Origin of the sequence: Xanthomonas sp. BRIP62411 (genome assembly GCF_003993525.1) — a bacterium.
GTDB classification, from domain to species: Bacteria; Pseudomonadota; Gammaproteobacteria; order Xanthomonadales; family Xanthomonadaceae; genus Xanthomonas; species Xanthomonas euroxanthea.
The window spans coordinates 109,363-132,148 of sequence record NZ_QEZI01000016.1 but is presented as its reverse complement, the minus strand read 5'-3'; the positions used below and the strand labels follow the sequence as shown (position 1 = coordinate 132,148).

Genomic DNA, 22,786 nt, shown 5'->3' with positions numbered 1-22,786 from the left:
AAAAACGGACGCGGGCGGCCATGCCGCCCTCGCCTTGCAGAACTTGCGTTACGGAACGACTCCGCTCGACGGAGTCCGGGGCCCGCAGGCCCCGGCAACCGTTACAGCGTGCGGGCGACTTCGATACGCTCGAAGCACTCGATCTGATCGCCGGCCTTGACGTCGTTGTAGGCCTTCACGCCGATACCGCATTCGGTACCGTTGCGCACTTCCTCGACGTTTTCCTTGAAGCGGCGCAACGATTCCAGCTCGCCCTCGAACACCACGACGCTGTCGCGGAGCACGCGGATCGGCTTGCTGCGCTTCACCACGCCTTCGATGATCATGCAGCCTGCAACCGCACCGAACTTGGAGCTGCGGAACACGTCGCGAACCTGCGCGATACCGATGATCTCTTCGCGGATTTCCACGCCGAGCAGACCGGACGCCACCTGCTTCACCTGGTCGATCACGTCATAGATGATCGAGAAGTAACGCAGATCGATGCCGTTGGACTCGACGATCTTGCGCGCCGAGGCATCGGCACGCACGTTGAAGCCGATGATCGTGGCTTTGGAAGCCGCCGCCGAATTCGCATCGGACTCGGTGATGCCGCCCACGCCGGAGTGGATCACGTTGATGCGGATGTCGTCATTGGACAATGCCACCAGCGACTGCTTCAGTGCTTCCACCGAACCCTGCACGTCGGCCTTGATCACCAGGTTCAGCACCTGCTGGCCTTCGCCCTTGCCCATCTGGGCCAGGATGTCTTCCATGCGGTTGCTGGCCGAGGCGACCAGGCGCGACTCGCGGCGCTTGGTTTCGCGCTGCTGCGCAACGTCCTTGGCCAGACGCTCGTCGTCGACGACCACGAAATCATCACCGGCTTCCGGCACGCCGGACAGGCCGAGCACCTGCACCGGAATCGATGGGCCGGCCGAGGCCGGCTGGTGGCCAGTCTCGTCGAACAGCGCACGCACGCGGCCGTACTGGATACCGCACACCAGGTAATCGCCACGCTTCAGCGCGCCCTGCTGCACCAGCACCGTTGCGACCGGGCCACGGCCCTTGTCCAGCGAGGACTCGATGACGGTACCGCTGGCGCGGCCTTCGGCCACCGCCTTGAGTTCCAGCACTTCGGCCTGCAGCGAGATCGCGTCCAGCAACGTGTCCACACCGGTACCGAGCTTGGCCGACACCTCGATGAACTGGGTATCGCCGCCGAACTCTTCGGCCACCACGTTTTCGGCCAGCAACTCATTCTTTACCCGCAGCGGATCCGCGCCGGCCTTGTCGATCTTGTTGACCGCCACGATCAACGGAACGCCCGCCGCCTTGGCATGCGCCACCGCTTCCTTGGTCTGCGGCATCACGCCGTCATCGGCCGCGACCACCAGCACCACGATGTCGGTGATCTTGGCGCCACGGGCACGCATCGAGGTAAACGCGGCATGGCCGGGCGTATCCAGGAAGCTGATGACGCCACGGCCGGTTTCGACGTGGTACGCACCGATGTGCTGGGTGATGCCGCCGGCTTCGCCCGAGGCGATCTTGGTGCGACGGATGTAATCCAGCAACGAGGTCTTGCCGTGATCGACATGACCCATGATGGTCACCACCGGCGGACGCGAGGTGGTCTCGCCCTGCGCATCCTCGGCATGCGCCAGCAGCGCATCCTCGAAGTCGGCATTGTCGGCACGCACGGCCTTGTGGCCGAGCTCTTCGGTCACCAGCGCGGCGGTGTCATGGTCGATGCTCTGGGTGATGGTCGCCATGACGCCCATCTTGAACAGCGCCTTGACCACGTCGCCGCCCTTGAGCGCGAGCTTTTGCGCCAGGTCGGCCACGGTGATGGTGTCGCCGATCGCCACTTCGCGCACCACCGGTGCGGTCGGACGCTCGAACCCGTGCGGACCGCTGTTGCCCTGGTTGCCGCCACGGCCGCTGTCGTTGCCACGGCGCGAGGACGACGAACCGGGACGACCGGTCGGCTTGCCGCGCACATTGGAACGGCGCGCACGATCAGCCGCAGACAGATGCAACTGCCCGGCGAAACGCTTGGTCGCATCGTCGTCTTCGACACCGGCCACCATGACGTGCGAACCGCGCGTCTTGTGCTTGGCCGCATTGGAACGATCGTCCGGGCGCGCCGGCGTGGCCGGGCGCGATGCCGGCGACGCGCCAGCCGGACGGGCCGGACGCGGTGCCGACGACGGCGAAGACGGTGCACGCGCGGCAGGTGCGGACGGCGTCGGCGCAGCAGCAACCGGGGCCGGCGCACTGGCAGCCGCAGCGGCTTCCTCGGCAGCCTTGCGCTCGGCTTCTGCACGGTCCTTGGCGGCCTGCTCTTCTTCACGCTTGCGCTGAATCGCTTCATCGCGCAGACGATCGCTTTCGGCCAGCGCCTGCTGCTCGTCGAGATTGCGCTGACGCGAAGCGGCGAGCTTGGCCAGGATGTCGGCGCGCTCCTCGTCCGGCGTCATCGGCGCAGGGCGGCCGCCGCCTTCGTTTTCGGACTTCACGTAGGTGCGCTTCTGCCGCACTTCCACGTTGACCGTGGTCTTGGTGCGGCCGGCGCTGACCGTGACTTCCTGCAGCTTGCGCCGGTTGAGCGTGATCTTCTTGGCTGCTTCGCTCGCCGCTTCGGCGGGCGTGTCGGCCTTGCCATGCGTGCGGCGCAGGAAGCCAAGCAGTTTCATCTTCTCGGTGCTGGTCACGACCTGGTCGGGACCGCTGAACTTCATTCCGGCCTCGGCCAGTTGAACCAGCAGTTTATCGACCGGCGTATTGACCAGTTCGGCAAGCTTGCGGATGGTGGTTTGCTGCGACATTCGGATCCTATGATCTGGTTGGCGCCCCCTCGCCCAGAGCAAGGGAAACGCTGATTCTAAGCCCTGATGGGGTCAGGGCGCGGTTCATTGCCGGCTCATTCGCCGCGCTCCAAACGGGCGATCTCCTCGGCGCGGGCCGCCAGGATCAGCGCCGCGGCGCGCTCCTGGGTCAAGCCCTCGATGCCGAAGTCGACGATCTCGTCCGCTGCCAGGTCGGACAAGTCCTCGCTGGTGCGCACGCCGTGCTCGGCCAGAGCAAAGGCCGTTTCCTCGTCCATCCCCTCCAGCGCCAGCAGGTCCTCGGTGGGCTGAGTTCCTTCCAGGCCTTCTTCTTCTGCCAGCGCGGCGTTGAGCAACGCATCGCGGGCACGGGCGCGCAACTCTTCGACGATGTCTTCGTCGAAGCCTTCCACCGCCAGCAACTCGCCGACCGGCACGTAGGCGATTTCCTCGACCGTATTGAAGCCCTCGGTCACCAGGATCGCTGCGATTTCCTCGTCCACTTCCAGGCGATCCATGAACAACTGGCGCGCGGAGGTCTGTTCGGCTTCGGACTTGGCGGCCACCTGGTCGGCGGTCATCACGTTGAGCTGCCAACCGGTCAGGCGGCTGGCCAGACGCACGTTCTGGCCGCCCTTGCCGATCGCCTGGGCCAGGCGGTCTTCCGCCACGGCCAGATCCATCGAGTGCTTGTCTTCATCGACGATGATCGACTGCACTTCTGCCGGCGCCATCGCGTTGATGACGAAGTTGGCCGGGTTCTCGTTCCACAACACGATGTCCACGCGCTCGCCATTGAGCTCGTTGGACACTGCCTGCACGCGCGAACCACGCATACCGATGCACGCGCCGATCGGATCGGTGCGGGTGTCATGCGCGATCACTGCGATCTTGGCGCGATCGCCCGGATCGCGGGCGCAGGCCTTGATCTCGACCAGGCCCTGGCCCACCTCCGGCACTTCGAGCTTGAACAGCTCGATCATGAATTCCGGCGCGGCGCGGCTGATGAACAGCTGCGGGCCGCGCGGCTCGGAACGCACTTCGGCCAGATAGCCGCGTACGCGGTCGCCCGGCCGCAGCACGTCGCGCGGGATGCCCTTGTCCTTGGGGATGAAGGCTTCGGCATTGCCGCCCAGATCGACAAAGATATTGCCGCGCTCGGCGCGCTTGACCACACCGGTGATCAACTCGCCGACGCGGTCCTTCCAGGCATCGACCACCTGCTGACGCTCGGCTTCGCGCACACGCTGCACGATCACCTGCTTGGCAGCCTGCGCGGCGATGCGGCCGAAGTCCGGGTTTTCGATCTGTTCTTCGATGTAGTCGCCCACATCGACGCCGTCAGCCTCGTCGACGGCATCCATCAGGCGCACCTGGCGATCCGGGGATTCCATCACCACATCGTCGGCAACCACTTCCCAGCGGCGATAGGTTTCGTAGTTACCGTCCTTGTGGTCGATGGTCACGCGCGTCAGCACGTCCTGGTCGGGATAGCGCTTCTTCGCTGCGGAAGCCAACGCGGCCTCGATCGCATCGAAGATCACTTCGCGCGGCACGCCCTTTTCGTTGGCCACCGCATCCACTACCAGCAAAAGTTCCTTGCTCATTTCGTCACTCCGCGCGCGGCTTGCCAGCCGCCGACTCGTTGGATGGTTTCTTCTTCTCGTGCCCGGGTTTCTTCGGGCCGGGCTTGTTCGGTTTTTGCGGGGCCAGGCCCAGAGCGACCCAATCCGGCAGAATGCGCGCCTTGTCGATGTTGTCGAAGCCGATCTGCACGTCCTTGCCGTCGATGGCGAACACCACCGCCTCTGCTTCCGAGTCGATCCGCACGATCTGGCCCTGGAAGCGGCGCCGACCATCCTGCGCCAGCTTCAACACGATCTTGGCGGACTCGCCGGCGTGACGGCCGAACTGCTCCAGCGTGAACAACGGACGGTCCACACCCGGCGAAGACACCTCTAGCGTGTAGTTGCCGGTGATGGGATCTTCGACGTCGAGCTGGGCCGACACTTCACGGCTCACGCGCTCGCAGTCATCGACGTTGATCACACGCTCGGGCTGTTCGGCCAGCGGCACATCGATGTACAGGCGCAATGTGGCGCCACCTGGAGCGGGAAGATATTCCACACCCAGCAGTTCCAAGCCCAGGGACTCAACCGTTGGACTCAGCAGATTCGCGATTTCGGTCGCTTTTTCGCTCACAGACTGCCCTGATCAGATGATTGCCAGTAGAACCCCGGCAACCGGCAGCAAACTTTCCGGTTCCGGAAAAAACAAGGGGCCCGATGGGCCCCTTGCGTGAAAAAAGCCCGACCTCTCAGGGTCGGCGCAAAGACGGGAACATGCGTCTTTGCGATCCAAGAAGCTGAAGTACTGCCCTAAGGCATTGCATTAAAGCAGTACTTCAAAACTTGGTAGCGGGGGCAGGATTTGAACCTGCGACCTTCGGGTTATGAGCCCGACGAGCTGCCAGACTGCTCCACCCCGCAGCAGAAGCGGAATTATGAAGAACTTGAGCGGCAATTGCAAGCCCTAGTTTTTCATCGATTGAAAACCCTGGGGGTCTTCAACGTCGCGGCAAATGATAACCGCATTGCAACAAAAACGAAACAACAATCACGACTTTATTGCAGTCATCCAGCGACGGCGCGTGCGAGGCACGCGCCGCGACGTCATGCAGGCCTGCGTGACTTAGGCAAGGCCTGCGAACGCACGCTGGCACCACACCATGATCGGGCTCCAGGCCAGGCCAAGTGCAAGCAATGCGAGCGCGTTGACCCCGAGCACGGTGCCCAGCACACGATCGTTATTGGCGGGCAACGGCTCGCCCACCGGCTCGTCGAAGTACATGACCTTGATGACACGCAGATAATAGAAGGCGCCGATCACTGCACAGAGCACGCCGACCAGGGCCAGCCACAGCATGTCGCCGTTGACCGCAGCGCCCAGCACCGCCAGCTTGGTCCAGAAACCCAGGAACGGCGGGATACCCGCAAGCGAAGCCATGATGCACAGCACCAGGCCGGCCATCCACGGATTGCGCGCGTTGAGTCCCTTGAAGTCGTCGATGTTCTCGGCTTCGAAGCCATTGCGCGACAACGCGATGATCGCGCCGAACGCGGCGGTGGACATGATGGTGTAGCTCACCGCGTAGAACATTGCCGCGGCATAGCCTTCCTCGCCGCCACCGGCCACGCCCATCAGCAGGAAGCCGATGTGCGAGACGGTCGAGTACGCCAGCATGCGCTTGAGGTTGCTCTGCGCAATTGCCATCAGGTTGCCGATCACCAGCGACACCGCCGACAGGCCGCCGATCAACAGATGCCACTGCGGCGACAGCGGGCCCATGCCGACTTCAAGCAGACGGTAGGCCATGCCGAAGGCGGCGAGCTTGGGCGCGGAGCTGATGAACAAGGCGATCGGTGCGGGCGCGCCCTGGTACACGTCGGGCAACCACATGTGGAACGGCGCGGCGCCCAGCTTGAACGCCACACCGGCGATCATGAAGATGGTGCCGGTCAGCAGCAGGGTGCGCTCGCTGGAACCTTCGATCGCGTCGTGGATGCCGCTCAGGCTGAGCGTGCCGGTGGCGCCGTAGACCAGCGACATGCCGTACAGCAGCAGGCCCGAGGCCAGCGAACCGAGCACGAAATACTTCATCGCCGCTTCGGTGGCCAGGCCGTTGTCGCGATTGGAGGCGACCAGCGCATACGAGCACAGCGCGAGCAGCTCCAGGCCCAGGTACACCATCAGCAGGCTGCCCGCCGAGGTCAGCAGCATCATGCCGGCGGTGGCGAACAACACCAGCACCGGGATCTCGCCCTGATAGAGATTGCGCTCGCGCAGGTATGTCCAGCCGTACACCAGGCTCAGACCACTGACCAGCACGATCACCGTCTTCATCACGTCGGCCGCGGTGTCGCGCACGAACATGCCGTGGAAGATCTCGCCCTGCCCGCCCGTGCCGGTCGCCAACAGCGCGAACACCACGGCAAGCACGGCAACGGAGAACAGGTGGGTCCAGACCTTGTTCCGCTGGCTCACGAACAGGTCGAGCATCAGCAGTGCAAAGGCGCCGCCGATCAGCACCAGCTCCGGAACAAGCGGAGCCAGGTCAGCGGTGGTCAACGGCGCGAGCGTTGGCGTGGTCATCATCAAATCCTGGAAATCAAAACGTACGGCAAGCTGTTACAGCTTGGTCGCGGCAATCTGGGTAGCCAGTTTGGCGATCGATGGTTCCATCAGATCGGTCAACGGCTTCGGATACAGGCCCAGGGCCAGTACGCCAACGGCGAACACCCCCAGCACGAATGCCTCACGGCCATTGATGTCCTTCAGCTCGGCCACGTGGGCGTTGGCCACCTCGCCAAAGAACACGCGCTTGTAGAGCCACAGCGTGTAGGCGGCAGTGATCACCAGCGTGGTGGCGGCAGCGAAGGCTACCAGCGGATGCTTCTGGAAGCTGGCCAGGATCACCATGAACTCACCGACGAAACCACTGGTGCCCGGCAGGCCGGCGTTGGCCATGAAGAACAGCATGGAGAACGTGGCGAACCAGGGCATCACATTGACCACGCCGCCGTAATCGGCGATGCGGCGGGTATGCATGCGGTCGTACAGCACGCCGATGCAGGAGAACATCGCGCCGGACACGAAGCCGTGCGAAATCATCTGCACCATCGCGCCCTGCAGGCCCAGACGGGCAGCGTCGGTGCTGCCGTACTCGCGCACCAGGGTGAACGCGATGAAGGTGCCGAGGGTGACAAAGCCCATGTGCGCGATGGACGAATACGCCACCAGCTTCTTCATGTCGTCCTGCACCAGGGCCACCAGGCCGACGTAGACGACCGCGATCAGCGACAGCGTAATGACCAGCCATGCGAACTCATGGCTCGCATCCGGCACGATCGGCAGGTTGAAGCGCAGGAAGCCGTAGCCACCGATCTTCAACGCGATCGCAGCCAGGATCACCGAGCCGGCGGTGGGCGCCTCCACGTGCGCATCCGGCAGCCAGGTGTGCACCGGGAACATCGGCACCTTGACCGCGAACGCGATCAGGAAGGCGAAGAAGATCCAGGTCTGTTCCTTGGCGGTCAGCTGCAGCGCGTAGAGGTCAGCCAGCTGGAAGCTGCCGCCCTTCAAGTACAGGTAGACCAGGCCCACCAGCATCAGCACCGAGCCGAGGAAGGTGTACAGGAAGAACTTCATCGCCGCGTAGATACGCCGCGGGCCGCCCCAGACGCCGATGATCAGGAACATCGGGATCAGCATGGCTTCGAAGAAGACATAGAACAGCATCGCGTCGGTGGCGGCGAAGATGCCGACCGTGACGCCTTCCAGGATCAGGAAGGCAGCGACGTACTGATTGACGCGCTTGTCGATCGAGCGCCAGGCACCGATCAGGGCCAGCACCGTCACCAGCGTGGTCAGCACGATCAACGCGACCGCGATGCCGTCCACGCCCAGGTTGTAGCCGATGTTGTAGGCCGGGATCCAGGCATGCAGTTCGATGAACTGCATGGCGTCATTGGCCGTGTCGTAGCCCAGCAGCGGCAGACTCAGCACAAAGGTCGCCACCGCCACCGCCAGGGACGCCCAGCGGGCAGTCTCGGCGTTGCGCAACGCGAGGATCAAGGCGCCACCGATAATCGGCAGCCAGATCAAGATAGACAGTAAAGGCCAATTCGACACGTTTTCTTATTCCGTACAGGTCAACGCCAGAAATGCATCAGTACCGCCAACAAGGCGATCAAACCGATGATCATTGCGAAGGCGTAGTGATAGAGGAAACCGGATTGCGTGCGACGCAGCAGATTTGCAGCCAGGTCGATCAGTCGGGCAGAACCATTGACGACGACACCGTCGACCACATGGGTATCGATGGCACGTGACGCCTTGCCAAGGACCACGCCGCCACCGGCGAAGCCATTGATCCAGAGCTTGTCGAAGCCGTACTTGTTTTCCAGCAGCCACACGACCGGCGCGAACGCCTTGCGCGACTTGGTCGCCAGTTCCGGCTTCCACAGGTAGAACAGCGCAGCCAGCAACAGGCCGGCGACCGTCAGGAAGAATGGTGCCGCCATCATGCCGTGCAACGCGAAGGCGACCGGGCCATGGAACTCTTCGGCCAGCGCGCCAACGGTGTCGCGCGCCGGATCGTAGAAGTCGACGATGCCGGTGAAGAACGACACTGCCTGCCCCTTCATCGCATGTGCGGCGTGGTGGCCCTGCCAGTCGGTGCCGAACAGCATCGGGCCGATGGTGAAGAAGCCGATCGCCACCGACGGGATTGCCAGCAGGATCAACGGCAGCGTCACCACCCACTTGGATTCGTGCGGCTCATGGGCACCATGGTGGCCGTGGCCGTGGTCATCGTGGCCATGCGTGTCGTGTGCATGTGCGTCGTGCGCATGGCTGTCGTGTGCGTGGACCTGCGCCTCGGCATCGGTATGCGCGCTGTCGTGGTGTCCATGGGCGTCGTGCGCATGGGCATCGCGGAAGCGCTCCTTGCCGTGGAAGGTCAGGAACAGCAGACGGAAGCTGTAGAAGCTGGTCACCAGCACGCCACCGAGCACTGCCCAGTAACCATAGGTCGCGATCCAGCTATGCGACTCGTGGGCGTGGTGGGCCGCCGCCTCGATGATGGTGTCCTTGGAATAGAAGCCGGAGAAGAACGGCGTACCGACCAGCGCCAGGGTACCGATCACGCTGGTCCAGTAAGTCACCTTCATGTACTTGCGCAGGCCGCCCATCTTGCGCATGTCCTGCTCGTGGTGCATGCCGATGATGACCGAACCGGCCGCCAGGAACAGCAGCGCCTTGAAGAAGGCATGCGTCATCAGGTGGAACACGGCGGCCGAATACGCCGACACGCCCAGCGCGACGGTCATGTAGCCGAGCTGCGACAGCGTGGAATACGCAACCACGCGCTTGATGTCGTTCTGCACGATGCCGATCAGGCCGGTGAAGAAGGCCGTGGTTGCACCGATGAACAGGATGAAGTTCAACGCGGTTTCCGACAGTTCGAACAGCGGCGACATGCGCGCGACCATGAAGATGCCGGCAGTCACCATCGTCGCGGCATGGATCAGTGCCGAAATCGGCGTCGGTCCTTCCATCGAGTCGGGCAGCCAGACGTGCAGCGGCACCTGCGCCGACTTGCCCATCGCACCGATGAACAGGCAGATGCAGATCAGCGTCATCACGCTCCATTCGTGGCCCGCGAACAGCTGCACCTTGGCGCCGGCCATGGTGGTCGCGTTGGCGAACACGGTGGAGTAGTCCAGCGAGCCGAACCACAGCAGCACGCCGGCGATGCCGAGAATGAAACCGAAGTCGCCCACGCGATTGACCAGGAACGCCTTCATGTTGGCGAACACCGCGGTCGGGCGCTTGAACCAGAAGCCGATCAACAGATACGACACCAGACCCACCGCTTCCCAGCCGAAGAACAGCTGCAGGAAGTTGTTGCTCATCACCAGCGTGAGCATGGAGAAGGTGAACAACGAGATGTAGCTGAAGAAGCGCTGGTAACCCGGGTCTTCTTCCATGTAGCCGATGGTGTAGATGTGCACCAGCAGCGACACGAAGGTCACCACCACCATCATCATCGCGGTCAGGCGATCGACCATGAAGCCCACATGGGCGGAGTAGTTACCGACATCGAAGAAGGTGTACAGGTTCTGGTTGAACGGGCTGGCGCCCTGCTCCACCAGTTGATACAGCGTCAGGCACGACAGCACGCAGCTGACCGCCACGCCCAGGATGGTGACGTACTGCGCGCCCTTGCGCCCTACCTGGCGACCGAACAGGCCGGCGATGATGCTGCCGACCAGCGGTGCAAGCACCACCGCAATCAACAGACTCTTGGAGAGAGTGATTTCCATCTACAGGTCAGCCCTTCAACGTATCGACTTCGGCCACATTGATCGTGCGGCGCGTGCGGAACAGAGTCACCAGGATCGCAAGGCCGATCGCAGCCTCCGCGGCGGCAACGGTCAGGATGAAGAACACGAACAACTGACCGGCGGGGTCGCCAAGCTCGCGCGAAAACGCAATGAAGTTGACGTTGACCGACAGCAGCATCAGCTCGATCGACATCAGCAACACGATGACGTTCTTGCGGTTGAGGAAGATGCCGGCCAGCGAGATGCAGAACAGCACCGCGCCCAGTCCAAGCAGGTGGCCCAAGGTAATCAAGACTTCGCCTCCTGTCCGTCGGTCGCATCGAGCGTCGGCGCGACCTGTACCGGCTTTTCAACCGCCATTTTGACCATGCGCAGACGGTCGCCCGCCTTCACCCGCGACTGCTCGCCAGCGTTCTGATGCTTGATGCCGGTGCGCTTGCGCAGGGTCAGCATCACGGCAGCCACCACGGCCACGGTCAGGATCACCGCGGCGAACTCGAACGGCAGCAGGAACTGGGTGTAGAGGGTCTTGGCCAGCCAGGTCAGGTTCGACACATCGGCTGCCTGCGCAGCGGCATTGTCGGCCGGGAACGGCGCGGCACTGCGTGCCTTGACGCCGATCAGGGTGACCATCTGCGCCAGCATGGCAACCGCCACGATGACGCCGACCGGCATGTACTTGACCCAGCCTTCGCGCAGGCGGCTGGTGTCGATGTCCAGCATCATCACCACGAACAGGAACAGCACCATCACCGCGCCGACATAGACCAGCACCAGCGTCACGCCGAGGAATTCGGCGCCGACCAGCAACCAGATGCATGCCATCGAGAAGAAGGTGAGGATCAGGCACAACACGGCGTACACCGGGTTGCGCACGCTGATCACCGCACCGGCGGACACGACCGCGACGGCGGAGAAGGCGTAAAAAGCAATAGTGACCCAGTCCATCATGACCTCAACGGAAGGCGGCATCGGCAGCGCGACGCTCGGCGATCTCGGCTTCAAACCGGTCTCCGATGGCCAGCAGCTGCGGCTTGTTGACAATGTTCTCGCCACGCTTCTCGAAGTGGTACTCGAGGATGTGCGTCTCGACGATCGAGTCCACCGGGCAGCTTTCCTCGCAGAAGCCGCAGAAGATGCACTTGAACAGGTCGATGTCGTAGCGCGTGGTGCGGCGCGAGCCGTCCTCGCGCTTGGCCGAGTCAATGGTGATCGCCAGCGCCGGGCACACCGCTTCGCACAGCTTGCAGGCGATGCAGCGCTCTTCGCCGTTGGGATAGCGACGCAGCGCGTGCAGGCCACGGAAACGCGGCGACTGCGGGAACTTCTCCATCGGATACAGCACGGTGTACTTGGGCTTGAACGTGTATTTCAACGTCAGCCACAAGCCGCCTAGCAGTTCGAGCAGGAGCAGGCTCTTGAAGTAATGGGTGATCTTGTTCATCGGTTACACGCCCTTCTGGATCACGCCGTAAAACACCATCAACGCCGTCACTGCGATCCACACGATCGTGAGCGGAATGAACACCTTCCAGCCCAGACGCATGATCTGGTCGTAGCGGTAGCGCGGGAAGCTGGCACGGAACCAGATATAGGCGCTGGCGAAGAAGAACACCTTCATCAGCAGCCATGGCCAACCGCCCTTCCACAACCAGTCGATCCACGGCGAGATATCCGCGTTGACCCAACCCTGGATCGGGCTCAGCCAACCGCCGAGGAAGAAGATCGAGATCAGGAAGCTGACCAGGATCATGTTGGCGTACTCGGCCAGGAAGAACAGTGCGAACGCACCGCCCGAATACTCCACCATGTGGCCGGCGACGATTTCCGACTCACCTTCCACCACGTCGAACGGCGCACGGTTGGTTTCGGCAACGCCCGACACCCAGTACACGATGAACAACGGGAACAGCGGAATCAGGAACCAGTCGAAGAAGCCGGAGTTGCCGGCCTGCGCGAATACGATCTGGCTCAGGTTGACGCTACCGGAGGCGATCATCACGCCGACCAGCGCAAAACCCATCGCGATCTCGTAGCTGACCACCTGAGCGGCCGAGCGCATCGCGCCCAGGAACGCGTACTTGGAGTTGGACGCCCAGCCGGCCAGGATGATGCCGTACACGCCCAGCGAGGTCATCGCCAGCAGGTAAAGCAGGCCGACGTTGGCATTGGACAGCACCAGCTGCGCATCGAACGGCACCACCGACCAGGCGGCGAAGGCCGGTGCCAGTGTCAGCAGCGGCGCGATGATGAACATCGCCTTGTGCGAGCTGCTCGGCTGCAGGATCTCCTTGAACAGCAGCTTGAACACGTCGGCGAAGGCCTGGAAGATGCCCATGCCCACATACATCGGCCCGTGACGCACATGCATCCAGCCGATCAGCTTGCGCTCCCAGACCACGTAGAAGGCCACCGACACGATCACCGGCACGGCGATCAGCAGGATCTTCAATACGGTCCACAGCACGATGCCGCCATCGCCCAGGCCGACAAACCACTGGTGCAAGGGATCGACCAGGTTCAACAGCAATTCGTTCATGCAGCCACCACCGTTACACGACCGGCACCAAGCGGCGCGGTTGCGCCATGGCCGGATTCGATCCACACCGTGCCCGGTGCGACGCGCTTGTCCAGCACCACCGGCAACGTTGCCTTACCGGCATCGGTGCCGACCTTGACCATCTGACCGGCGCCGATCTGCAACTGCGCGGCCTGCTCCGGGTGCATCGCCACACACGGGGCGAGATTGAGCGGATGCGACTGCAGCGCAGCGGCGCGGCGCACCACCGCATCGGTGCGATAGATCGCAGCGGTGGCGGCAACCTCCAGCCCGTCACCGCTAACAGCCGGCTGCGCCGAGGCAGCGGGACTGACGCGACGGTTCTGCATGCCGGCACGCAGGCCGACCAGATCGATGAATTCAAACCCGGCCAGACCCAGCTCGCCGCCAAGCGCACGCAATACGCGCCAACCCTCGCGCGCTTCGACCGGCAGGCGACCGGCGGCACGTGCGGTCTGCACGCGGCCATCCAGATTGGTCAGCGATGCGTCGATTTCCGGCAGTGCACCGATCGGCAGGATCACGTCGGCCACGTCGCGCGTCGAGGCGCAGGCGAACTGGCTGAACGCGACTACCTTGGCACCCGCCAGCGCGCTGCGTGCAGCGGCGGCATCGGCGAAATCCAGGCCCGGCTCGATGCCATACAACACATAGGCCTGACGCGGCTGCGCCAGCATGCCGGCGACATCGCGCGCGGTCGGCAACACACCTTGCGCAACCAGACCGACAGCGTTCGCACCCTGCGGGATCCGGCACAGCGAGGCACCGGTTGCAGCGGCGAAATCGCGTGCGGCAGCACGCAACGAAGCAGCCTGCGGATGATTTTCAGCCAGTGCGCCGACCACGATCACCGCGCGCGTGGCGCCCTTGACCGCATCGCGCAATGCCGCATCGTCCAACGCGCCAGCCAGCTGCGACGGCGCAACGACCGCACGGCTTGCCTGGGTGAAGGCGAAATCGAAATCGACCGGATTGACCGAATGGATCTTCGTCCCGTTCTGGATGCTGGCCTTGCGCAGGCGTGCATGCAGCAACGGCAGCTCGTGACGCACGTTGGTGCCGAACAGCACCACCACATCGGCGTGCTCGATCTCGGCCAGCGGCGTGGCAAACGGCTCGGCCACCGCAGCGTCGGAAAAATCGCGATTGAGCAGGCGGTGATCCAGATTGCAGCTGTTCAAGCCTTCGGCAAGACGTGCGAGCAAAGCGCCCTCCTCGTTGGAGGTGGACGGATGCACCAGCACACCGAGCTGATCGCCGGCGTTGTCACGCAGGATCTGCGTCGCGGCAGCCAGACCTTCGGTCCAGCTCACTTCGGTCCACTGCCCGTTGACCTTCTTCAGCGGCTTGACCGCGCGGTCTTCGGCGTACAGGCCCTGATGCGAATAACGGTCGCGGTCGGACAGCCAGCACTCGTTGACCGCCTCGTTCTCGCGCGGCACGGTGCGCAGCACTTCGCCGCGACGCACGTGCAGGAACAGGTTCGAGCCCATTGCATCGTGATAGCCGAGCGATTCGCGTGCCATCAGCTCCCACGGGCGGGCACGGAACTGGAACACCTTGTTGGTCAGCGCGCCGACCGGGCACACGTCGATGACGTTGCCGGAGATCTCGGTGGTCAGCGGCTTGCCGTCGTAGGTGCCGATCTGCAGGTTCTCGCCGCGATACATGCCACCCAGCTCGTAGGTGCCGGCGATGTCTGCAGTGAAACGCACGCAACGGGTGCACTGGATGCAGCGGGTCATTTCGGTGGCGACCAGCGGACCGATGTCCTCGTCCGGCACCACGCGCTTGCGTTCGTTGAAGCGGCTGACCGAACGGCCGTAGCCGAGCGAGACGTCCTGCAGCTCGCACTCGCCGCCCTGATCGCAGATCGGGCAGTCCAGCGGGTGATTGATCAGCAGGAATTCCATCACGCTGCGCTGGTACTTCAGCGCCTTCTCGCTACGCGTGGTGACCTTCATGCCGTCCATCACCGGCGTGGCGCAGGCAGGCGACGGCTTCGGGGATTTTTCGACGTCCACCAGGCACATGCGGCAGTTCGCGGCGATCGGCAGCTTCTCGTGGTAGCAGAAACGCGGGATCGGGATGCCGGCCTTGTCGGCCGCCTGGATGATCATCGAGCCCTTCGGCACCACCAGGGACTGCCCGTCGATCTCGACGGTGACATGGTCCGGTGGCACGTTCGGGTTCACTGGTTGGGCGCTCATGCGGCCACTCCGACGTGCGTGTCGACGATCGAACGACCGTTGACGATGTAGTACTCGAACTCGTCCCAGAACTGGCGCAGGAAGCCCTGAATCGGCCACGCCGCCGCTTCGCCGAAGGCACAGATGGTGTGTCCTTCGATCTGGCCGGCAACCGTGCGCAGCTGGTGCAGGTCTTCCATCGTGGCCTTGCCGGCGACGATGCGCTCCAGCACCCGATGCATCCAGCCGGTGCCTTCGCGGCACGGGGTGCACTGGCCGCAGGATTCCTTGTGGAAGAACTGCGAGATGCGGCAGGCAAAGCGTACGCAGCAGACGCTGTCATCCAGCACCACGATCGCGCCGGAACCCAGGCCGGTGCCCAGTGCACGCAAGGTGTCGTAGTCCATCTGCAGCCCGGCAACCTGGTCGGCCTTCAGCACCGGCATCGACACGCCGCCAGGCACCACGCCCTTGAGCTTGCGGCCCGGACGCAGGCCGCCGGCCATTTCCAGCAGTTCGTCGAAGGTGGTGCCGAGCGGCACTTCGAAATTGCCGCCCTTCTGCACGCAGCCGGACACCGAGAAGATCTTCGGGCCGCCGTTCTTGGTCTTGCTCAGCCCTAAGAACCACTCCGGGCCGTTGCGAATGATCGCCGGCACCGACGCATAGGTCTCGGTATTGTTGATGGTGGTCGGCTTGCCGTACAGGCCGAAGTTCGCCGGGAACGGCGGCTTGTAGCGCGGCTGGCCCTTCTTGCCTTCCAGCGATTCCATCAGCGCGGTTTCTTCGCCGCAGATGTAGGCGCCGGCACCCAGCGCACCGTAGATATCGATATCCACGCCGCTGCCGAGGATGTTCTTGCCCAGCCAGCCGTTGGCATACGCGTCGGCCAGTGCCAGCTCGAAGTTTTCGAACGGCTCGTGGTGGAACTCGCCGCGCAGGTAGTTGTAGCCCACGGTCGAACCGGTGGCGTAGCAGGCGATCGCCATGCCCTCCACCACCGAGTGCGGGTTGTAGCGCAGGATGTCGCGGTCCTTGCAGGTGCCCGGCTCGGATTCGTCCGAGTTGCACAGGATGTACTTCTGCATCGTGCCCTTGGGCATGAACGACCACTTCAGGCCGGTCGGGAAGCCCGCGCCGCCACGGCCGCGCAGGTTGGATGCCTTGACCATCTCGATGACGTCGGCCGGCGCGATCTTCTCTTCGAGGATCTTGCGCAGCGCGGCGTAGCCACCGGTCTTCAGATAGCTCTCGTACGACCACGGGGTGTCGTAGTGCAGCGTCGTGTAGACGACCTGATGCGGCAACGGCGCCGGACCGACCGGGCCTGAGGGTGCGTGATGATGTGCCATGTCTTACTCCAGCCCGTCCAGCAGCGCGTCGACCTTCTCTTTCGTCAGGTGCTCGTGGTAATGGCCATTGATGACCATCATCGGCGCCGCGGAGCAGGCCGCCAGGCACTCTTCTTCGCGCTTGAGGTAGACGCGGCCATCGGCCGTCGACTGCCCCAGCTTGCAACCCAGTTTCTTTTCCGCGTGCGCCAGCAGATCTTCAGCGCCATTGAGCCAGCAGCTGATGTTGGTGCAGAACGCCACGTTGTGGCGGCCGACCTTTTCGGTCTCGAACATCGAGTAGAAGCTGGCGACCTCATAGGCCCACACCGGCGGCAGGTCCAGATACTTGGCCACGCCCACGATCAGCTCGTCGGTCAGCCAGCCCTGGTTCTGCTCCTGCGCAGCATGCAGGCCCTGCAGCACGGCCGAACGCTTGCGATCGGGCGGGAACTTGCTCAACCAATGATCGATGTGCGCGCGCGTCTTGTCGCTCAGCACCACCTGCGGATCGACGTCGCGCGCCGCTTCGAAATTACCCGTCGCCTTCATCGGTCAACCTCACCGAAAACCAAATCGTAAGTACCGATCATCGCCACGACGTCGGCCAGCAGATAGCCACGCACCACCGCGTCCATGGACGACAGATGCGCAAAGCCCGGCGCGCGCAGGTGCACGCGGAACGGCTTGTTGGCGCCATCGGACATCAGGTAGCAGCCGAACTCGCCCTTGGGCGCTTCGACCGCGCAGTAGGTTTCGCCGGCTGGCACGCAGTAGCCTTCACTGAACAGCTTGAAGTGATGGATCAGCGCTTCCATGTCGTCCTTCATGCCTTCGCGGCTTGGCGGAGCGACCTTGAAATTGGTGACCATGACCGGGCCCGGATTGGCCTTCAGCCACTTCACGCACTGCTTGATGATGCGGTTGGATTCGCGCATCTCGGCCACGCGCACCAGATAGCGGTCATAGCAATCGCCGTTGGTGCCGACCGGCACGTCGAACTCCACCGCGTCGTACTTGGCATAGGGCTGCTTCTTGCGCAGGTCCCACTCGATACCCGAGCCACGCAGCATTGGACCGGTCATGCCCCAGGCACGCGCCAGGTCGGGGCTGATGATGCCGACGTCGACGGTACGCTGCTTCCAGATCCGGTTGTCGGTCAGCAACGTCTCGTACTCGTCCACACGCGACGGGAACGTATTGGTGAAATCCTCGAGGAAGTCCAGCATCGAGCCTTCGCGCGCTGCATTGAGCTTCTTCAGTGCCCCGCCCTTGTGCCAGCGGGATTCCTTGTACTTGGGCATGCGATCGGGCAGATCGCGATACACGCCACCGGGACGGTAGTAGGCAGCGTGCATGCGCGCGCCACTGACCGCCTCGTAGACGTCCATCAATTCTTCGCGCTCGCGGAACGCATACAGCATCACCGCCATCGCGCCCAGATCGAGCGCGTTGGACCCCACCCACATCAGGTGGTTCTTGATGCGGGTGATCTCGTCGAACATGGTGCGGATGTAGTGCGCGCGCTCGGGCACCTCGATCCCCATCAGGGATTCGATCGCACGCACATAGGCATGCTCGTTGCACATCATCGACACGTAATCCAGCCGGTCCATGTACGGAACCGACTGGTTGAACGGCTTGGACTCGGCCAGCTTCTCGGTGCCACGGTGCAGCAGGCCGATATGCGGATCGGCACGCACCACGGTCTCGCCGTCCATTTCCAGGATCAGGCGCAGCACGCCGTGCGCCGCAGGATGCTGCGGGCCGAAGTTCATCGTGTAGTTGCGGATTTCCTGCTTGCTTTCGACAGGATTGCTCGCGAAGGCATCGGTTGCCTGGCGGAACTCACTCACTTGGCGGTCTCCGACTTGCCCACTTCACCAGCGGCAGTCTCATAACGGGCATCGTCGCGGATCACGCGCGGCACACCGACGCGCGGCTCGACCGAGGTCACCGGCTCGTACACGACACGCTTGCGCTCGTCGTCGTAACGCACTTCCACGTTGCCGATCAGCGGGAAATCCTTGCGGAACGGATGGCCGACAAATCCGTAGTCGGTCAGGATGCGGCGCAGGTCCGGGTGGCCGTCGAAGACGATGCCGAACAGGTCGAAGGCTTCGCGCTCGAACCAGTTCACGCCAGGCCAGATGTCGGTCAGCGATGCCACCACCGGCACCTGCTCGTCCGGTGCGTAACAACGCACGCGCAGACGCTGGTTGTGCTGGTAGGAGATCAGCTGCGCCACCACCGCAAAACGCTGCTTGGGCATGTGCTGCGGACGGGCGCCGTCGGAACTTTCCTGGCTGGGAAATTCACCCCAGGCGAAACGGCCGACGGCCTTGCCTTCGACGCCGCGGCTGAAGCCCTGCGACGACACGTCGGCGGTATCCCACTCGTCGCTGCCATAGCCCAGGTAATCGACGCCACACAGATCGCTCAGCTGCTCGAAACCGAGCTCGTCGCGCAGGGCCAGGCAGGTGGCGTGCCAATCGGCCGCAGCGACTTCCAGCGTCACTTCGCCGCGCGGCAATGCCACGGCGATCTGCGCACCGGCGAAACGTGCCGCAAGTCGGTCAGTGAAGGAGGATGCTTGCTCTGCCATGGGGGCTTGGCTGCTCTCAGTAGAAGAAGACGGGTGTCAGCGCGCGATGGTCTGGGTACGCCAGATCTTCTTCTGCAGCTGCAGGATGCCGTAAACCAGCGCCTCGGCGGTCGGCGGGCAACCGGGGACGTAGATATCCACCGGCACGATGCGATCGCAACCGCGCACCACCGAATACGAATAATGATAGTAGCCGCCGCCATTGGCGCAGCTGCCCATCGAGATGACCCACTTCGGATCCGGCATCTGGTCGTAGACCTTGCGCAGCGCCGGGGCCATCTTGTTGACCAGCGTGCCGGCCACGATCATCACGTCGGACTGGCGCGGCGACGGACGGAACACCACGCCGTAGCGGTCCAGATCCAGGCGCGCCGCGCCGGCATGCATCATCTCGACCGCGCAGCAGGCCAAACCGAAGGTCATCGGCCACATCGAGCCGGTGCGCGCCCAGTTCAGCAGCGCATCGACACTGGTGGTCACGTAGCCCTTCTCGAGCAGCGGGTTTTCGCCTTCCGGGCGCAGGATGTCTTCCACCCGGCCTTCCGGCATCGGGTTGGTCATCAGACGATCCAGGGTCTGAATCACTCCCATTCCAGCGCTCCCTTCTTCCACACGTAGATAAAGCCGAGGAACAACATGCCGACGAACAGGCCCATGGTGACCAGCGAACGTGCGCCGATCTCCATGAACACCTGTGTCCACGGCACGATGAAGATGATTTCCAGATCGAACACGATGAACTGGATCGCGATCAGGTAGTAGCGCACGTCGAACTTCATGCGCGCGTCTTCGAAGGCTTCGAAGCCGCACTCGTAAGGCGAGAGCTTGCGCGCATCCGGGGTACGCGGTGCGAGGAATCGACCGATCAGCATCAGCACGATGCCGATACCGGTGGCGACGATCAGAAACAGCAGACTCGGCAAATATTCGGCCAGCACAGCGATTCTCTCTTGCCTCTGCCCGCACGCGCCGCGTGCCGGCATGGGGTATAGGCAGACCCCGCGCGCGACAGGCAATGCGCAGGAACTGCAGCCAAACAATGGTGCCCAAGAGGGGACTCGAACCCCTACGACCTAAGTCGCTACCACCTCAAGGTAGTGCGTCTACCAATTCCGCCACCTGGGCATACGTTGCGCCGCTGGGCATCCCAGTGCGCAGCGTATTGTAACCGGCTTCAGCGTTTTTGTGCTGGTTCTGAAGCGTTTTCTTCGCGTGCCGCAGGCGCTTGCTGCACCGGTGCGGACTGCGCAGGCGCCGCAGCTGGAGTTGCGGCAGGCGCCGGCTGCGACGGGGCGGTCGGAACTGCGCCGGCGGCCGGTGCCTGCGGCAACGGCTGAGTCAGCTCGCCTGCGGCGGCAGGCGCCGGGGTGGCCGACTGCGACATCACACCCAGGTTCTGGTCGGTCGGGCGTGCGCCGTGGGTGGCGTACCACGCCATGAACAGACTGATGCTGAAGAACACCACCGCCAGCCACTTGGTCGACTTGGACAGGAAGTTCGACGCGCCCTGCGAGCCGAACACGGTGCCCGAGGCGCCGGCACCGAAGCCGGAACCAGCTGCCGCACCCGCACCGCGCTGCATCAGGATCAGCGCAATCATCGCCAGCGCGACCAGCACGTAGACCACATTGAGGATCAACATCAGCATTTCGAAATCCGTCCCCGGACAAAACTTAATGGGTTAACAAGCGGCCGCCGCACGGGCGATGGCCAGGAAATCCTCGGCGACCAGCGAGGCGCCTCCGACCAGCCCGCCATCGACGTCGGGCTGCGCAAACAGCTCGCCGGCGTTATCGGGCTTGACACTGCCCCCGTACAGGATGGGCAGAGAATCGGCGATTCTAGCATCCGCCTTCGCGACTTCGCCACGCAGGAAGGCATGGACGGCTTGCGCTTGCTCCGGGCTGGCGGTGCGACCGGTGCCGATGGCCCAGATCGGCTCGTAGGCGAGCACGGCACGGGCAAAGCCTGCGCTGCCCACCAGTGCCAGCACCGGTTCGAGCTGGGCGCGCAACACCGCTTCGGTCTGCTTGGCTTCGCGCTGTTCCAGCGACTCGCCCACGCACAGCACCGGGATCAGCCCGGCGTGCACGGCGGCGGCGAATTTGCGCGCCACCAGCTCGCTGCTCTCACGATGGTACTGACGCCGTTCGGAATGGCCGACCAGCCCGTATTCGGCGCCGACATCGACCAGCATGGTGGCCGAGACTTCACCGGTATAGGCGCCCTTCTCGTTGCTGCTGACGTCCTGGGCACCGAAACACAGGTGGTGCTCCTCGAAATCCTCGATCAGATCGCCGAGGTAAGGCAGGGGCGGCAGGATGACGACATCGACACCCTCCAGGGGCATGTGCGCGGCGATCCGGGCCACCAGTTCGGTGGCGAAGGCGCGGCTGCCATGCAGCTTCCAATTTCCGGCAACGATCTTTCGACGCATCAGGCGCAGGTTCCTGAGTGGAAGACAGGCGACAGAATAGCCCATGCCCTGTCGGCAGCCGGCACACTTCTGTCCATTGCCTGTCTCCTCCCTCCTTCAACAGGAACCTGCCATGTCCGTTTCGCCTGTCTTTGCATTGGTCACCGGCGCCTCCAGCGGCATCGGCCGCGAGATTGCGCGCGCTTACGCAAGGCGCGGCGTGCCGCTGATCCTGACCGCGCGCCGGGTGGATCGGCTGCAGGCGCTGGCCGAGGAGTTGCAGCCGTTGGTGCAGGTCGAAGTCCTGCCGGCCGATCTGGGCGATGCCGACGCGGCCGAAACACTGGTTGCGCGGATCCAGCGCAATGGCTGGACGGTGGGCACCCTGGTCAACAATGCCGGCTACGGCGTGCCGGACCGCTATCTGCGCAACGACTGGGCCACGCATGCACGCTTCCTGCAGGTGATGGTGGCCGCGGTATGCGAGCTGACCTGGCGATTGTTGCCGATGATTCGTGCCAGCGGCCAGGGCCGCATCCTCAACGTGGCCTCGTTCGCCGCACTGACGCCGGGTGCCGATGGGCAGACGCTGTACGCGGCCAGCAAGAGTTTCCTGCTGCGCTTCAGCGAATCGCTGGCACTGGAAAATGCCGACTGCGCGGTCAAGGTCTGCGCGCTGTGCCCCGGCTTTGCCTGGTCGGAATTTCACGATGTCACCGGCACCCGCGAGGCGATGTCCGCCCTGCCCCGCTGGGCCTGGCTGCAAGCCGACGACGTGGCCGAGTATGGGATCGCCGCGCTGGAGCGTGGCCAGGTGCTGGCCGTGCCGGGCTGGCGCTATCGCCTGGTCGGTGCGGCGTTGCGCGTGTTGCCGCATGCGCTTGCATTGCGCGTGATGGCGCGCGGATCGCATCGGGTACGGCCGTTGCGGTGAGGCGGCTGCACATCCGCTGCGGCGTCGCGTCCAG

General features: G+C 63.8%; 20 protein-coding genes and 2 tRNA genes. 1 reads left to right on the top strand and 21 read right to left on the bottom strand.

What is annotated here, in order from left to right; genetic code table 11:
- Positions 1 to 101: 101 nt before the first annotated feature.
- The 21 genes from infB to tpiA all read right to left on the bottom strand — a co-directional run bounded on the left by infB (position 102) and on the right by tpiA (position 21,839).
- A complete protein-coding gene (gene infB, locus EO139_RS13480; protein ID WP_164739843.1) occupies positions 102 to 2,810 on the bottom strand; it encodes a translation initiation factor IF-2 in 2,709 nt (902 codons plus the stop codon).
- A gap of 95 nt (positions 2,811 to 2,905) precedes the next feature.
- A complete protein-coding gene (gene nusA / locus EO139_RS13475) occupies positions 2,906 to 4,417 on the bottom strand; it encodes a transcription termination factor NusA (RefSeq protein ID WP_016903006.1) in 1,512 nt (503 codons plus the stop codon).
- A gap of 4 nt (positions 4,418 to 4,421) precedes the next feature.
- Positions 4,422 to 5,012, bottom strand: coding sequence for a ribosome maturation factor RimP (gene rimP / locus EO139_RS13470; RefSeq protein ID WP_126971025.1), 591 nt, complete (start codon positions 5,010 to 5,012; stop codon positions 4,422 to 4,424).
- Between the two features lie 210 nt (positions 5,013 to 5,222).
- Positions 5,223 to 5,299: transfer RNA gene (locus EO139_RS13465), tRNA-Met, on the bottom strand.
- Positions 5,300 to 5,501: 202 nt separating this feature from the next.
- Positions 5,502 to 6,962 carry an NADH-quinone oxidoreductase subunit NuoN gene (gene nuoN / locus EO139_RS13460; protein ID WP_104581968.1) on the bottom strand — a complete coding sequence of 487 codons (1,461 nt, stop codon included), beginning with the start codon at positions 6,960 to 6,962 and terminating at the stop codon, positions 5,502 to 5,504.
- A 36-nt stretch (positions 6,963 to 6,998) separates the two neighbouring features.
- Positions 6,999 to 8,501, bottom strand: coding sequence for an NADH-quinone oxidoreductase subunit M (locus EO139_RS13455; protein WP_104581967.1), 1,503 nt, complete (start codon positions 8,499 to 8,501; stop codon positions 6,999 to 7,001).
- Between the two features lie 20 nt (positions 8,502 to 8,521).
- The gene (gene nuoL, locus EO139_RS13450; RefSeq protein WP_126971023.1) at positions 8,522 to 10,696 is read right to left on the bottom strand and encodes an NADH-quinone oxidoreductase subunit L; all 2,175 of its coding nucleotides are present in this window, start codon (positions 10,694 to 10,696) and stop codon (positions 8,522 to 8,524) included.
- A gap of 7 nt (positions 10,697 to 10,703) precedes the next feature.
- Positions 10,704 to 11,009 (bottom strand): NADH-quinone oxidoreductase subunit NuoK, encoded by a 306-nt coding sequence (gene nuoK / locus EO139_RS13445; protein WP_006450557.1) that lies wholly within the window; start codon positions 11,007 to 11,009, stop codon positions 10,704 to 10,706.
- Positions 11,006 to 11,668 carry an NADH-quinone oxidoreductase subunit J gene (locus EO139_RS13440; RefSeq protein ID WP_180708152.1) on the bottom strand — a complete coding sequence of 221 codons (663 nt, stop codon included), beginning with the start codon at positions 11,666 to 11,668 and terminating at the stop codon, positions 11,006 to 11,008. The genes nuoK and EO139_RS13440 overlap by 4 nt, the downstream gene beginning before the upstream one ends.
- Positions 11,669 to 11,672: 4 nt before the next feature.
- Entirely contained in the window at positions 11,673 to 12,161 is a 489-nt protein-coding gene (nuoI, locus tag EO139_RS13435) for an NADH-quinone oxidoreductase subunit NuoI (RefSeq protein ID WP_102584828.1), read from the bottom strand.
- A 3-nt stretch (positions 12,162 to 12,164) separates the two neighbouring features.
- The gene (gene nuoH, locus EO139_RS13430) at positions 12,165 to 13,256 is read right to left on the bottom strand and encodes an NADH-quinone oxidoreductase subunit NuoH (protein ID WP_104581965.1); all 1,092 of its coding nucleotides are present in this window, start codon (positions 13,254 to 13,256) and stop codon (positions 12,165 to 12,167) included.
- Positions 13,253 to 15,487 carry an NADH-quinone oxidoreductase subunit NuoG gene (gene nuoG, locus EO139_RS13425; protein ID WP_126971021.1) on the bottom strand — a complete coding sequence of 745 codons (2,235 nt, stop codon included), beginning with the start codon at positions 15,485 to 15,487 and terminating at the stop codon, positions 13,253 to 13,255. Before nuoG ends, nuoH begins: the two co-directional genes overlap by 4 nt.
- Positions 15,484 to 16,818: an NADH-quinone oxidoreductase subunit NuoF gene (nuoF, locus tag EO139_RS13420; protein ID WP_024937978.1), complete on the bottom strand. Its 1,335-nt coding sequence runs from the start codon at positions 16,816 to 16,818 to the stop codon at positions 15,484 to 15,486. Before nuoF ends, nuoG begins: the two co-directional genes overlap by 4 nt.
- 3 nt (positions 16,819 to 16,821) lie before the next feature.
- A complete protein-coding gene (gene nuoE / locus EO139_RS13415) occupies positions 16,822 to 17,349 on the bottom strand; it encodes an NADH-quinone oxidoreductase subunit NuoE (protein WP_016902996.1) in 528 nt (175 codons plus the stop codon).
- Positions 17,346 to 18,653 carry an NADH-quinone oxidoreductase subunit D gene (locus tag EO139_RS13410; protein ID WP_016902995.1) on the bottom strand — a complete coding sequence of 436 codons (1,308 nt, stop codon included), beginning with the start codon at positions 18,651 to 18,653 and terminating at the stop codon, positions 17,346 to 17,348. Before EO139_RS13410 ends, nuoE begins: the two co-directional genes overlap by 4 nt.
- A complete protein-coding gene (locus tag EO139_RS13405) occupies positions 18,650 to 19,402 on the bottom strand; it encodes an NADH-quinone oxidoreductase subunit C (protein WP_104581963.1) in 753 nt (250 codons plus the stop codon). The genes EO139_RS13410 and EO139_RS13405 overlap by 4 nt, the downstream gene beginning before the upstream one ends.
- Before the next feature lie 36 nt (positions 19,403 to 19,438).
- The gene (locus EO139_RS13400; RefSeq protein WP_016944318.1) at positions 19,439 to 19,993 is read right to left on the bottom strand and encodes an NADH-quinone oxidoreductase subunit B; all 555 of its coding nucleotides are present in this window, start codon (positions 19,991 to 19,993) and stop codon (positions 19,439 to 19,441) included.
- Positions 19,984 to 20,340, bottom strand: coding sequence for an NADH-quinone oxidoreductase subunit A (locus EO139_RS13395; protein ID WP_010371162.1), 357 nt, complete (start codon positions 20,338 to 20,340; stop codon positions 19,984 to 19,986). The genes EO139_RS13400 and EO139_RS13395 overlap by 10 nt, the downstream gene beginning before the upstream one ends.
- Before the next feature lie 102 nt (positions 20,341 to 20,442).
- Positions 20,443 to 20,527, bottom strand: a tRNA-Leu gene (locus tag EO139_RS13390).
- 49 nt (positions 20,528 to 20,576) lie between these two features.
- Positions 20,577 to 21,050, bottom strand: coding sequence for a preprotein translocase subunit SecG (gene secG, locus EO139_RS13385; RefSeq protein WP_119131315.1), 474 nt, complete (start codon positions 21,048 to 21,050; stop codon positions 20,577 to 20,579).
- A 33-nt stretch (positions 21,051 to 21,083) separates the two neighbouring features.
- Positions 21,084 to 21,839, bottom strand: a complete 756-nt coding sequence (gene tpiA, locus EO139_RS13380) for a triose-phosphate isomerase (protein WP_115677535.1) — start codon at positions 21,837 to 21,839, stop codon at positions 21,084 to 21,086.
- 112 nt (positions 21,840 to 21,951) lie between these two features.
- Here tpiA and EO139_RS13375 point away from each other — a divergent pair, with 112 nt between their 5' ends.
- Positions 21,952 to 22,752, top strand: a complete 801-nt coding sequence (locus EO139_RS13375) for an SDR family oxidoreductase (RefSeq protein WP_126943967.1) — start codon at positions 21,952 to 21,954, stop codon at positions 22,750 to 22,752.
- Positions 22,753 to 22,786 lie beyond the last annotated feature (34 nt).